Genomic DNA, 13,537 nt, shown 5'->3' with positions numbered 1-13,537 from the left:
AAAGATCATTCTCCTGAAAATATGGCTGTCTTGCGACACTTTGCTCTTAATCTCTTAAGTCGCGATAAGTCTTCTAAGTTCAGTATGCGGGCGAAACGTAATAAGGCGGCTTGGGATCTGGCTTATCTAAACCATCTCCTTTCCCTTTGATTTTTTATGCGGTTGCCCTGCCTTACTATCTTCTTCACAAACATGCAGGCGATGTCTATTCTCGTAAATATAAACTAACTTCTCATCGTTAAAATTTACTTTACTTATATCTTTGCCAACCCTTTTTGATGTTCTATCAGTATCAGTCGAATTATTAGATATTGAATTAGATATAAAATTTAAGCTAGGAATATGTTGAATAGATAAACAAGTAACTATAGAAGTAAAAACTTTTAATATTAGCAATGTGTTTAACATTCTTTAAGCCTTTAATACGTTTAATACTGGTAGATTATTTAATTCCTTATAATTGGGACTTTACTTGTATATTCAAAATTATTTCTAATTTTATTAATTGGCGCGATAAAAATATATGGAATAATTTTTGCGTCAATTATTACCCCTTTATTGGGGAAATCATCTTCATTGAAACTATAACTAGATTTCTCTAGATTTAATGCTAATAGAGTTGTTAAAGAAGTTTGTAACTTCTCCTTAGAAAGCCAAGTAAAGCCATACTTTTGTAAAACTTGGACATCTTTAATTTGTCCCAAACAAAATGTATAAATTAAGTAAACAAATACAATTGGATTTGACATTTTGATTAATCCTAAATACCGATTGTATGATTTCTATACAGTGCGATCATGATCGTGTAGAGTGCATTAATGAAGTGTAATTCACATTTAATGTCTTGGGGGCAAGGCAAACATACAAGCTTCAATATTTTATTGATATGCTACAAATGCTTTCTGCACGACTAAACGCTAATCCGTTGCGTTACATGTTATCAACGTACTTTACAAGATTAGCGATCGTACTTATGAGAGTGGCACGCTACGGATAAATATCCTCAGATTCTTGTACTAGTTCATATTGTTGAGTTTCTGTATTTATTCTCCTACGAATAGACAATTCAGTGTACTTTGTAAGCTTAAATTCATCATTTTCAAAAACATATTCTTCCTCATGACCTTTTCCATTTTTTACTGCACTAGCCCTCAAAGTTAAGGTCTCTGGATCAAAGTTTTTTGCTCCATATGGGAGACGATAAGACCATATCCTAAGTCCATTATTAAAATAAATAAGCGACCGCGCATAGATATATCCAATATCTATGCCATTATCTCTTATTGAATATAGCAAATAAACATCATTCTGCCCTCGTCCATAATAACCAATGGCATTACAAGCAAATTTTATAATATATTTTGTATCACTGATTTGATAAACTTGGGAATATTGCTCAGATTGACTTTTTGAAAAATATCTCTCTTCATTGCAAAGTTGAAAATTACTTCTATTCTTATATATATATTCTAATTTCTCATCTTTATATTTAGACTTTGTGTCTGCGCTAGCCATTCTTTCATTGATTCCGACAGGATTTTTAGCCACTGAAGTTCCTATAATAATAGAAGCTAAAAATTGAAAAAATAATGAGACTAACTGTTGTATTTCTATCATTACTCAAATTTAAACCTTAGAAGTATTCTGTATCAGTTTTCCGTTTAACGCATCGTAGTAATTAATAGCATTGCTTGCGATATTTTTGGCAATATCTAATTCTTTATTGATTATGCCGCCATTTTCATCAATATAGGAATTTACGATCTTACGAGCTTGTGTAAAATTATCTTTCGCATTTGAATCATTCGTGTTGTTCAAATATCCATTAAATGGCATGGATGAAGGATTTGGCGCTCTAAATAAATCTTTCTGCATTCCATATACTGTAATATCAGCAGCAAGATTCCTGTTTGTCGCTACTACGTCTGCACCATACGTCCATTTCCATGGGTTGTCACTACCGTTTTTATTAGTAACGGACAATAAATTGACTCCATATTGGTTTCCAAATTTATTTTGCATTGTTTGATACTGCTCCATACCAGTCAGTTGAACATATCCACGTCCTCTAAATTGATAAGTTCCATACGCTTCCTGAAAATAGTTATACTCATCCTTTGATCTAAAAGTTCCGTTTCCTTTTTCGTACAATGCAGGATGATCTTTAATTGAACCATAAAAATCCTGAATCCCAAACCAAGTTTCATGGCTTGCCGTCGCCATAATGTAGGCAATTTGGGCATTGTCAGTCACATCAAATTTTCTTGCGCTAACTAGTAGTCTTTCAATATTAGGCAGAGCATATTTAGCCACCGATTCAGCATTTGTAGCCACAAAATTTCCAAGGGGTGTCCCATCTGGGCTGTATGCCTCATTACTAAAATATTTAGTGTCTTTAAACGCAGCTACACCAGTCAACAACTTGGCTTTTTGCAATAATTGGACTTCACTAAGATAAGCTTGAAAACCAGCAACTATAGCCCCAAGTAATGCTCCAGATGGGTTAGTTAGCAAAGAAGACAAATAAAAGTAAATTGACTGAGATGAATAAATAGCTTGAGCAGTCTTTACGAGAATAGAACTGTACTGGTCATGGCACTGGTCAGCTAATGTGGGATGGATTCTTAAACATCCATTTCATGCCAATAAAAACGACGCAAATACGTCGATCATGATTTAGCTGACCAGTGCCGAAATTATGATCCTTGGGAATGCGGATTAGAGTTAAAAATATACATTTGGACAGGCGAAATATTTGAGCAAAGAATTTTGTACCAAACCAATAAATAGCTTCATTTCTTATAGCTGAATAACAAGTTAAACGACTATACATTTCTTGATTGCTGAAGCATAACAAATCATTGGAGCGAACTAAATTGTGATATTTTTGGTAACAGGCGAAAGATAATTTCAGCCGCTCAATTCAACCGTTATACCAAACCGATACGCCCGTTAAAATTATCTGTTTCTAGCCAAGATTAAGCACTCAAAAATGATTTGCTTCGTTGATGAGTTCCGTGAAGTTATTGGCATCGCAAAATTAAAAAATTGATAGGCGATCAGGAAATAACAAATCTACTTGGCTGTTTAGTTTCGAGAAGTTATTGGCGATCGCCGAGAGATCTCGACTTATCGTAATAGCGATCGCCTTCAGAAACCCTTTTAGCAGACGGATAAATGAGGCGATCGCACTTGACTTAAAGTATGACTCTGCGGTACATAAAGTGCAATTGCTTTAAAACTAACATCTCTACTAAGCTAATGTCATCAGAGCCAAATACTCGCCGAGAATCTATTGATGCTAATAAAGTCAATGCGGCAATTGAAGCATTGGCAAGTGGCAACATCGGCAATGCAGAGTCCCTTTTATTGGAAGTCATCGCGAATACACCATTAGAATACTCGAATTCAGAAGAAGATGACGAAGGAATCTCAATCAAGTTCTGGGATCAGACTGATTTCATCCATTACGTCACTTGGCAGAAAAAACAAGGTCTTCTAAACAAAAATATCTGTTGGATTGGCAACGCATACCCTCGTGCCCATTATTACATGGGCTTCCTCTGCGTAAAACGGAAGCAATTTGATCGTGCGATTGAATTTCTCAGCAAAGGGCAAAGTCTTGAACCAACCAATCCTAAGTTTGTATTCGAGATGGCGCTGGCATTAATGCAGTCAGGACGGAGGAAAGAATCCCTCGTCCTGTACGATCAAATAACTGAGATTACCCCATATGTTAGCCTGAACGATCTTGCAGTAGCTTGTCGTGGTCGGGGATTCGTGCTTATCGAAATGGGTAAGCTTGACAAAGCTGAAGTTGCCTTCAAATCTTCGCTTCAGATCGAACCGAACAATGATGTAGCATTGAATGAACTACAGTATATCAAACACTTGCGTCAAGGTGGCTCAACTACCTTCGCAGAGACAGTTCCATCAACCGTTTCAGATCTTTCACGTTGTTCTGTGTGTGGTCAAGAGTTCAATAATGGAACTGTTGTATCTCTCAACGGGATGCCGATCAGTATCTGCAAACAATGCGATCCAAAGCTAACAAAGAAATGGTGGCAGTTCTGGAAATGACGGCTCGGTTCAACATTTCAACATCGTTAGATTGATTTTCATGGATCGTTGCTTCACTTAAAGTTTCTTCACTTAAAAGTCAAACAAAATCGACAAAATAAAAATGATTGTTAAAAGTGATTGCATGGAACTCACTACTAGCGATCGCAAAGTTCAGAAATTGATAGGTGATGGGGTATAACACATCATTGGAGCAGATAAAAGCATGATATTTTAGTTGAAGCAAAAGTTTTTTGCCGATCTATTGAACCGTTAGATTGCGATGAAAAAGATATATGAGGCTTGGGAAAATGAAACAGATTGCAGTATCACTTTTTCCAATATTGAGAGTATAAGTGTACAGCGTGCTAAAGGTCTTCTCTCAGAGAATGCAAAGTTGCTGCATCGAATCAAAGCGGATACTTGGGAAGAGGCTATATCCGCGCATTATATTAAAATGGGTTGGAAACCGTACGTCCCTGTAGGTGAGCCTCAAGAATGTCCGAGAGAATGTGGCGCTAGCCTCTATCCTGAAGGAAGTGGCGAATGTCCAAATTGCGGGAGTGTCTGTTAAGTCAAATAGCGTAATCTAACAATTCATTATTGAAAGCTCGTAACGGCTTGAAGTTTATAAAATTATTGTGCTCTTAACATAACAATGGAAGAACTACGGCAGCCAAGTGCAATCTGCTCAAGTGCAATCTGCTAAATTAGAAAAGCTTCCTTGAACTGATGTCAAATTATGCGCTCATTAGCTAAAATTATTAGCCAACTATTAGTCCATCTTGCACAAAAATTTTACGCTTAGTTTGGGCGGCGATATCTGGCTCATGGGTGACGATGACAATTGTGATGTCTTGAGTATTGAGAATGCCAAACAAATTCATTACTTCCTGCGAAGTTTGGGAATCTAGCGCACCCGTTGGCTCATCGGCTAAAAGAAGCGCGGGTTGATTGACCAACGCACGGGCGATCGCCACTCGTTGTTGTTGTCCGCCAGAGAGTTGGTTGGGACGATTGGAGAGGCGATCGCCTAAACCCACTTTGACTAAGGCTTCTTCAGCACGCGATCGGCGTTCTTCTTTGGAAACTCCTGCATAGACCATTGGCAACATTACATTTTCTAGAGCCGTAGCTCGCGATAGGAGATTGAACTGTTGAAATACAAAGCCAATGCGTTGATTGCGAATATAGGCGAGATCGTCTTTGGCTAAAGTCGTGAGATTTTGTTCTTCGAGATAATATTCGCCCCCCGTAGGGCGATCGAGGCAGCCAATGATATTCATTAATGTGGATTTACCCGATCCCGATGCGCCCATAATCGAGACATATTCCCCCGAATTTATATGTAGATTAATTCCTTTAAGAATTGGTACATCGACTTCAGCCAGTCGATAACTTTTAGTGATATTTTCCATTGTAATCATCGTAAACTCTCCCTATTCACTTCGCAAAGCGGTAATTGGATCGAGTCTGGCGGCATTTCTAGCGGGAATTACTCCAGCAATTAACCCGACGGAAGTTGACAAACCGAACCCCAATAAGATCGAACTGGTAGAAATAATAAATGGGAACTTAAACGCAGTTGCCGCCGCAAAGGTAATTCCAACCCCGATCGCAATGCCAACCGAACCACCAACCACGGAAATAACCACCGACTCAGTCAGAAATTGACTCAAGATAGCATTGTCCGTTGCGCCTAAAGCTTTGCGAACACCGATTTCGCGAGTACGCTCGACTACGGAAACTAGCATGATATTGGCAATGCCGATGCCGCCGACGATCAGCGATATTCCTGCGATCGCCACCATCATCAGCGTAAACAGACTCAAAATTGTATTGAAGGTTTTGAGAATATCGGCTTGATTGGTAATCCGAAAATCATCATTGTCAGGAACATTAATGTTATGGCGCAACCGCAAAATATTGGTAACTTGAAACTTTATGATGTCTAATTTAGTTTCATCCTGACCCTTGATATAGATGCCATTCACCGAAACTCCCGTTAGCGAATTATTGCCAATGATCCGCGCAGACATTGAGGTTAAGGGAATATAAACCGCATCATCGCGATCTTGTGGACCTTGAGAACCTTTGGCTTCCATTATCCCAATCACATCATAAATCTCACCTTGGATCCTGATTTTTTGACCGATGGGATTGACGTTATTAGGAAATAGGTTTTTCCTGACTGTCGGTGCGATTACCGCTACTGAAGCAGCGGAATCTAATTCTTCAGCATTAAAAAATCGCCCCTCCTTCGGAAAGGTATTTCTGGCGGTGGGATAGCTTAAATCGGTTCCATAGATGTTGGTTAAAGTATTCTCCGCATTATAGACAACCTGCGTACTACCTTGGAGATAGGCGGAAACTACAGTTGCGGAAGGTGCTTGAGTTGCGATCGCTTTCGCATCCTGCCAAGTAAGTGTCGAGACCGAACCCATCGCCTTTCTGACTCCACCACTTTGAGCGGCTCCAGACATGACCTGTAAAACATCAGTGCCTAAACCCCGAATATTTTCTTCCGTAGATTTTTGCACGCCTTGCCCGATGGAAGAGATGCCAATCACGGAGGAAATGCCGATAATCACGCCCAACATCGTTAATCCACTACGGAGCTTATTACCCCAGAGGGAGGCGATCGCCATTTCCGCAATTTCCCAATAGGAAATATTGTGAGGGCGTAAAGTCATAGGATTCATACCTCGCTAATTTTAAATGAGTTGATCGGTAATTTAAATTGCTTTTTAGCGTGGGGCAGGCGGCAGAATCCCCCCTGAGGAACTAGATTCTTTCTTAGCAGGAGGACTGATGAGGACTTGTTCATTACCTTGGAGTCCAGATTTAACTTCCGTAAAGCTGCCTGCGGTATTTCCCGTTTGGATCGCTTGGAATATTGGTTGGCGATTATTGCCCAAAATATAAACTCCCGTTCCATCAGCTTGTTTAACTACGGCTGCATTGGGAACCAATATCGCATTATTTAAACTGCCAACCTCAAACTGAGCCTCAACATTCATACCAGCTTTCAACTTGGCGACTTCCGTAGAAGTAATCCCCACGCGCACCTCAAAACTGGTTACATTTTGAGAAACCGTCGCCTGCGGTGCGATTTGTTCGACTTTGCCTGTAAATACTTCGTTAGGGAAGGCATCAACTTTCACCTTCACAGATTGCCCTAATTTGACTTTGGCAATTTGAGCTTCCGATATATTGACGACCACTTGAAGGCGATCGTTGGCAAGGGTCAAAATTGACGATGACGATGCCGAGTCGCTACTTCCAGACATGGAAGGACTAACAAATGCTCCGATATCGGCATATTTTTTGATGACGATACCATCAAAGGGCGCGACTATTTTGGTGTCGTCAAGGGAAGTTCGAGTAGTTTGTAAGCTTCCTACTGCAGATTCTAACTTCGCACGGGCTTCGTCAATATCTTCACTCCGCGATCCTGCTTGAGATAATACTAACGATTGTTGTGCTTGTAACAAGGAGGCTTTAGCGGTATCGCGGGATGTAACTGATTTTTGGTAGGTTTGTCGAGAAACTGCTCCTGATTGATAAAGAGATTGATTGCTAAGGAGATCTTCTTCCGCTTGACGCAGTTCGACTTGAGCGCTGTTTAGCTGAGCCTTAGTCTTAGCAATTTCTTCAGGACGGTTACCCGCGATCAACCGCTGCAAATTTGCTTCCTGTTGTGAAACTTGTGCTTCCATTTGGATGATTTGACCGCGTAGTCCCGAATCGTCCATTTCAGCTATTAATTGCCCTTGACGTACGCGATCGCCTTCTTTTACCAGCAAAGTTTTAATTGTCCCCGTTGATTTGGGACTGAGATTGATCGAACGCTCAACCTTAATCGTGCCATTGGCGGTAATGGTAATCGGCAGAGTTTTGCGTTCTACAGACTGAGTGATAAGATCGCTTGGAGAATTATTTACCGATGCCGAATTTAAAAATTGCCAACCTACTCCACCAATTCCTAATAATAGTAAAAGCGTGGGTAATCCAAATTTCAGCCATTTCCCTCGTGGCAAAGACTTCTTATCTGGCTTCTGGCTGGAAGCATTTGTAGGAACTGGTTCGGATAACATGATTTTCCTCCAAAAAACAAAAGGAATACGCAGAGATTCTTCAATGAATTGAAGTGTAAGTAATTACTTATTAATAAGGACATCATCTTTGTCGAGATGCCGACCAGAGACTATTTCCCAATTTCGGTAAATTAGTAGTTCCATTCATGACATTGCCATTAATGACACCTTCAAACTTGCCAACCCAACCCTGCCTCTTGGTAGACTCAATCGTAAAATTCACTTGGAGATTGCGAGAAATATTCCCTTTAAGGGATAAATGCTCGCTAGAATTAGCGAAGGTTCCACCGATCCTGTCACCATCTTGAACTATTAGTAATGTTGCCGATAGTTCGCCTAAAAAAAGTGTCCAGCTACCATCAATAGTTGTTGTTTCATCCATAGCAATACTTAAGAAGCAATACTTAAGACTTATTTTGAAGACTTATTTTGAAGACTTATTTTGAGTCGGTTCTGCTGCTAGCCCATTCCATAGGGTCTCAATTAAGGTGTGAATAAAAATGGATGGCTCGACGAAGGTATGCTTCATCGATGGAAGTGCAATGGGCATTTCCCGATCCATATTACTAGATACGATATAATTGATAATTGGACCGACAATCATGTGAGCTACGGTCAGGGTATCGCACGATCGCAGATGTTTTAAAGCGATCGCTTTATCCAAAAAGCTAGCTAGTAAATAGGTATCTCTTAGGTGCGGAGGTGGCATTGGCGGTGGATGAGGTATATCACCTCGATTCATGAGCATAAATACTCTGGGCATCACCTCCAGATAGAATGCCAACATTTGCTCACATATCACGATCAACTCTTCCTTAATTGCCGCAGTAGGTGTTTGACTGGATAAGGTCTTAACCCACTTTGGATTTTCTGTAATGCCGATTGCAGCCAGAAACAATGCTTGTTTAGTTGCAAAGCGCTTAAAGATAGAAGCTTCGGATATTCCCGCCTTTTCCGCGATCGCCAATGTTGATGCGCTAAAACCCTCTTTTAAAAAGATTTCTCGCGCCGCAGTCAAAATTTCTTCATTGGTGATTTTAGGAGGACGAGCCATAAATAAGTAAGTACTTACTTTTTAATAATAGGTCTAAGGCTAAGTGCTTGTCAAGTTGCTAAAAACGGAGGACAAATTAATCTAAAGCTTATTATTCATAGCTTCTAGCATTTTGTTTCGATTCCGAAGGAATTTTTTCACCTAATTGGGTGAGGTCGATCGCATGTCCTCCTGTAACCAGATAAACCCGATCGGCGATCGCACCAATTTTACGACTCAAACCGCCGAGGCGATCGCGAAATATTCTTCCTAATTTGTATTCTGGTACGATTCCCCAGCCCACTTCTTCCGAGACAAAAGTGATATCGACCTTACAGCCTTGGATTGCGGCTAAGAGTTCTATTTCTATTTTGCTCCAAGCTGTTTCATCCTCTTCCAAAAGATTTGCTAACCAAGTGCCAAGTGAATCTACCAGAATATAATGGAAATCGCTTTGAATTCCTAAAATCGCTTTAGACAACTTAATTGGAACTTCCAAGGTTTGCCAATTCTCAGGACGGCGATCGCTATGTTTTTGCAATCTCAATTCCCATTCCGCATCATCGGGATAACGAGTGGCGGTGGCAATATAAATTACATTTTTTTGCGATCGCATTGCTAAATGCTCAGCCCATTCGCTTTTGCCTGAACGAGTTGCGCCCGTCACTAGAGTAATCATCAGAATTTATCCTTGTTACCATCAATTGCCCCTTGTTATACTGTTTATACTATTACGATATCGCTCATCGTAGGGATCCATCATGACTCAAGCGATCGTTGCTACGCCTGAAACCACGAATAATTCCATAGTCACAGAAGGCGTAATCTCTAATCCAGAAGAGCAACTTCTTTGGACTAGTGCTGACTTAGAACTGATGCCCGACAACGGCAACCGTTATGAAATTATTAATGGAGAACTTTACGTGACTAGAGCGCCTCACAATAAGCATCAAGATACCTGTGGCAATTTTTATTATGAGCTTAAAACTTGGTCAAAAATATCGGGGTTAGGATACGCAGTAATTGGGGCAGGATTAATATTTGGGGACAATGATGATGTCATCCCTGATGTGATCTGGATAAGTAAAGAGAAATATGCAGCTTTAATTGATGATGCGGGACATTTTCGTGGTGCGCCCGATCTGGTGATCGAGGTGCTATCGACGGGTACTGACAATGAAAAGCGCGATCGCGAAGTAAAACTTAAACTGTATTCATCGCATGGTGTATTGGAATATTGGATTGCAGATTGGCGAACCAAGCAAATTCAAGTTTATCGACGTGAAAATGGTGTTCTCAAATTAACGATGACTTTATTTGCAACTGATACCCTAACATCGCCACTTTTACCTGAGTTTTCCTGTCTAATATCCCAGATTTTTGAATAATATAAGCAGCACATCCTACTGCCCATAAATATTTATATAAAAAGGATAAAAAAGACAAAAATATGAAAAAAGTTTTTTATGGTATAGCTGCGATCGCTCTTAGTTTCCTTGGTGCTAATCTACTCGTAAGCGATCGCGCTCAGGCGATCGAAGAAGGGCTTTATTGGGGTGGTGGCTCGCGCTATATTCGCATTGTCAAACGAGCTACTTCTACGGGTGAGGCAGAGCGCATTTGCTATCACGGGTTTTCACCCAACGGCTCGACAATTGTTTCCCTAGAATTAGAAATTCCTCGATATCAGACTGGGATGGATTACGAAGTCTATATTTTGCAGGCTCCTAAGAAAAGCAATCTGAATAATCTCGCAATTCTGCAATATGCTTCTAGCCCCAATAAAATTACGTTCGGCAAATTAGTTGGGCGATCTGTGCGCGAAGGTTTTGTCTACGAGAAAGATGGCATTGCTGCCACAGATGTGACCCCAGAGCTACAAGAATGTCTCAACTCCCAACTGCCATACTTTCAACAAATTTCATCAGGACGCGATCGGCGTTAAAGCATTATGGTTACTCAACTTGCCCAGAAAACTTATACCGTTGACGAATACCTAGAGCTAGAAATAGCGTCAGACATCCGCAACGAGTACCGTAATGGAGAAATTATTCCAATGACTGGTGGAACACCCAACCACAATGACATTTCGGGCAATTTATACCTATTGCTGAAACCACTACTAAAAGCAAAGGGGTTTAGGATATTTCATGTGGATCAGCGACTTTGGATTCCTGATCTCAAGATGCATATCTATCCTGATGTGATGGTTGCGCCTAAACCTTTGGAAATGCAGGATGGTCGTAAGGATACAATTACCAATCCTTGCTTCATTGCGGAAGTTTTATCTAAATCCACCCAAAACTATGATCGCAGTGAAAAATTTGCCTCTTACCGCACTATTAATACTTTTCAGGAATATTTATTAGTCGATCAATATCGCGTTCATGTGGAGCATCACGTTAAAACTGCGGTCAATCAATGGCTATTCTCGGAATATGATGAGCCGACTGTGACGATTTCTCTAAAGTTTGCAGATGTGCAAATCCAAATAGCCGATCTTTACGACAATATTGATTTCACTTAACCATATAGGTTGGAGGCACTTTGTGTATTCAACCCAACATAAGTAGCTAAGCATAATTAATTACAAACCAAAACCCGTAAAGTTGCGCCCCGTAGGGGCACAACTTTACGGGCTTTGGTAATTTATTTTGCATAAGCACTTAGATAAGTTTTTGAAAGTGCCGCTTAGCATCGCTTTCAAAAATTTATCCAGTTGTTAAGTCAGCGCAATGCGCTGGCAATAATTAATTTTTATAGTCCAGCCTATCTCTACCTATAAGCACTAGCTTTACAGTGCTATGATCTCAAGATGCTAGGAGTGTCTGTGAAAACCAGACTGAGAGCAAATCCTTAGAACCTGAACCGATTGACATCGGCGTAGGAAAGCACATTATTTGAGGAAATTTACATGACTGTTGGACTAAAGCTTAACTCTGCACCCACAAGGCGCGGAGAATATCGCGGTACGCAAATGCACTGCGCTCGTCAAGGCATCATCACTGAAGAGATGCAGTATGTGGCATGGCGTGAAAATCTACCCGTCGAATTAGTACGTGCTGAGGTTGCTAGAGGTCGAGCCATTATTCCCGCTAACAAGAATCACACCAATCTCGAACCCATGGGAATTGGCATTGCCTTTCGATGCAAAGTGAATGCCAATATTGGTGCATCGCCTAATTCCTCTAATATTGATGAAGAAGTCGCCAAGCTCCATCTATCGGTCAAGTATGGTGCAGATACTGTCATGGACTTGTCCACAGGTGGAGGCGATTTAGATGTGATTCGGACGGCAATTATTAATGCTTCGCCAGTTCCCATTGGTACGGTTCCCATTTACCAAGCACTCGAAAGCGTGCATGGCAGAATGGAAAATCTCACAGCCGATGACTTCCTCCATATCATTGAGAAGCACGCTGAACAAGGCGTAGACTATCAAACTATCCATGCAGGAATTTTGATCGAGCATCTTCCTCTGGTCAAGAATCGTCTCACGGGTATCGTGTCTCGTGGTGGTGGTATTTTGGCGCGTTGGATGTTGCACCATCACAAGCAAAATCCTCTCTATACCCATTTTAATGACATCATCGAAATCTTCAAGAAACATGATGTTTCCTTTAGTTTAGGTGATTCTCTCCGTCCTGGATGTTTGCATGACGCATCTGATGCAGCCCAGCTTGCAGAGTTGAAAACCCTCGGACAGCTAACTCGTCGCGCTTGGGAGCATGATATTCAAGTTATGGTTGAAGGTCCTGGACATGTGCCAATGGATCAAATCGAATTCAACGTACGCAAGCAAATGGAAGAATGCTCGGAAGCTCCTTTCTATGTACTTGGTCCTCTGGTCACAGATATTGCCCCTGGCTACGATCACATCACTTCCGCGATCGGTGCAGCGATGGCTGGTTGGTATGGTACTGCCATGCTTTGCTATGTCACACCGAAGGAGCATTTGGGCTTGCCAAATGCCGAAGATGTTCGCAATGGTCTGATTGCTTATAAGATTGCTGCTCATGCAGCGGATATTGCTCGCCATCGTCCTAACGCTCGCGATCGCGATGATGAACTTTCAACGGCTCGTTACAACTTTGATTGGAACAAGCAATTTGAATTGTCCCTCGATCCTGAGCGCGCTAAGGAATATCATGACGAGACTTTACCTGCGGATATTTATAAGACCGCAGAATTCTGCTCAATGTGTGGACCTAAATTCTGTCCTATGCAAGAGAAGGTTGATGCGGAGGCAATTAGCGAGCTTGAGAAGTTTCTGGCAAAAGAGCCTGTGACCTCAGTTTAAATTAAATACAAAAACCCAAAAACTGTAGCGCACGCTGCGCGTGCACTA

General features: G+C 40.9%; 14 protein-coding genes and 1 riboswitch. Of the genes, 5 read left to right on the top strand and 9 right to left on the bottom strand.

The features are described 5' to 3' along the window. Positions 1-446: 446 nt before the first annotated feature. The 3 genes from AC805_RS05890 to AC805_RS05880 all read right to left on the bottom strand — a co-directional run bounded on the left by AC805_RS05890 (position 447) and on the right by AC805_RS05880 (position 2,523). Entirely contained in the window at positions 447-749 is a 303-nt protein-coding gene (locus tag AC805_RS05890) for a hypothetical protein (RefSeq protein ID WP_055074553.1), read from the bottom strand. A 238-nt stretch (positions 750-987) separates the two neighbouring features. Further along, positions 988-1,617, bottom strand: a complete 630-nt coding sequence (locus AC805_RS05885; RefSeq protein WP_055074552.1) for a hypothetical protein — start codon at positions 1,615-1,617, stop codon at positions 988-990. 9 nt (positions 1,618-1,626) lie between these two features. Then, positions 1,627-2,523 (bottom strand): hypothetical protein, encoded by an 897-nt coding sequence (locus AC805_RS05880; RefSeq protein WP_055074551.1) that lies wholly within the window; start codon positions 2,521-2,523, stop codon positions 1,627-1,629. 681 nt (positions 2,524-3,204) lie between these two features. Here AC805_RS05880 and AC805_RS05875 point away from each other — a divergent pair. Continuing rightward, a complete protein-coding gene (locus AC805_RS05875; protein ID WP_156341320.1) occupies positions 3,205-4,080 on the top strand; it encodes a tetratricopeptide repeat protein in 876 nt (291 codons plus the stop codon). Between the two features lie 743 nt (positions 4,081-4,823). Here AC805_RS05875 and AC805_RS05865 read toward each other — a convergent pair. From AC805_RS05865 to cobU, 6 genes are all read right to left on the bottom strand, one after another. Continuing rightward, entirely contained in the window at positions 4,824-5,486 is a 663-nt protein-coding gene (locus tag AC805_RS05865; RefSeq protein WP_055074548.1) for an ABC transporter ATP-binding protein, read from the bottom strand. A gap of 12 nt (positions 5,487-5,498) precedes the next feature. After that, the gene (locus AC805_RS05860) at positions 5,499-6,752 is read right to left on the bottom strand and encodes an ABC transporter permease (RefSeq protein ID WP_156341319.1); all 1,254 of its coding nucleotides are present in this window, start codon (positions 6,750-6,752) and stop codon (positions 5,499-5,501) included. 54 nt (positions 6,753-6,806) lie between these two features. Next, complete coding sequence (locus AC805_RS05855; RefSeq protein WP_055074546.1) at positions 6,807-8,156, bottom strand: efflux RND transporter periplasmic adaptor subunit; 1,350 nt, start codon at positions 8,154-8,156, stop codon at positions 6,807-6,809. Positions 8,157-8,238: 82 nt separating this feature from the next. Next, positions 8,239-8,538 (bottom strand): hypothetical protein, encoded by a 300-nt coding sequence (locus AC805_RS05850; protein WP_055074545.1) that lies wholly within the window; start codon positions 8,536-8,538, stop codon positions 8,239-8,241. Between the two features lie 42 nt (positions 8,539-8,580). Continuing rightward, complete coding sequence (locus AC805_RS05845; protein ID WP_055074544.1) at positions 8,581-9,210, bottom strand: TetR/AcrR family transcriptional regulator; 630 nt, start codon at positions 9,208-9,210, stop codon at positions 8,581-8,583. A gap of 91 nt (positions 9,211-9,301) precedes the next feature. Beyond that, complete coding sequence (gene cobU / locus AC805_RS05840) at positions 9,302-9,868, bottom strand: bifunctional adenosylcobinamide kinase/adenosylcobinamide-phosphate guanylyltransferase (protein ID WP_055074543.1); 567 nt, start codon at positions 9,866-9,868, stop codon at positions 9,302-9,304. Positions 9,869-9,950: 82 nt separating this feature from the next. Between cobU and AC805_RS05835 the strand changes: the two genes are divergently transcribed. From AC805_RS05835 to thiC, 4 genes are all read left to right on the top strand, one after another. After that, positions 9,951-10,577 carry a Uma2 family endonuclease gene (locus AC805_RS05835; protein ID WP_082429408.1) on the top strand — a complete coding sequence of 209 codons (627 nt, stop codon included), beginning with the start codon at positions 9,951-9,953 and terminating at the stop codon, positions 10,575-10,577. Between the two features lie 62 nt (positions 10,578-10,639). Then, complete coding sequence (locus AC805_RS05830; RefSeq protein ID WP_055074542.1) at positions 10,640-11,134, top strand: hypothetical protein; 495 nt, start codon at positions 10,640-10,642, stop codon at positions 11,132-11,134. Positions 11,135-11,140: 6 nt separating this feature from the next. Beyond that, on the top strand, positions 11,141-11,716 hold the full coding sequence (locus tag AC805_RS05825; protein WP_055074541.1) for a Uma2 family endonuclease: 576 nt from the start codon (positions 11,141-11,143) through the stop codon (positions 11,714-11,716). Positions 11,717-11,999: 283 nt separating this feature from the next. Then, a riboswitch (TPP riboswitch) is annotated at positions 12,000-12,096 on the top strand. 7 nt (positions 12,097-12,103) lie between these two features. Further along, positions 12,104-13,489: a phosphomethylpyrimidine synthase ThiC gene (thiC, locus tag AC805_RS05820; protein WP_055074540.1), complete on the top strand. Its 1,386-nt coding sequence runs from the start codon at positions 12,104-12,106 to the stop codon at positions 13,487-13,489. Positions 13,490-13,537 lie beyond the last annotated feature (48 nt).

Origin of the sequence: Pseudanabaena sp. 'Roaring Creek', from assembly GCF_001402795.1 — a bacterium.
Lineage (GTDB): Bacteria > Cyanobacteriota > Cyanobacteriia > Pseudanabaenales > Pseudanabaenaceae > Pseudanabaena.
Note: the sequence above shows the minus strand (reverse complement) of the source record. Positions and strands in the feature narration are given on the sequence as shown.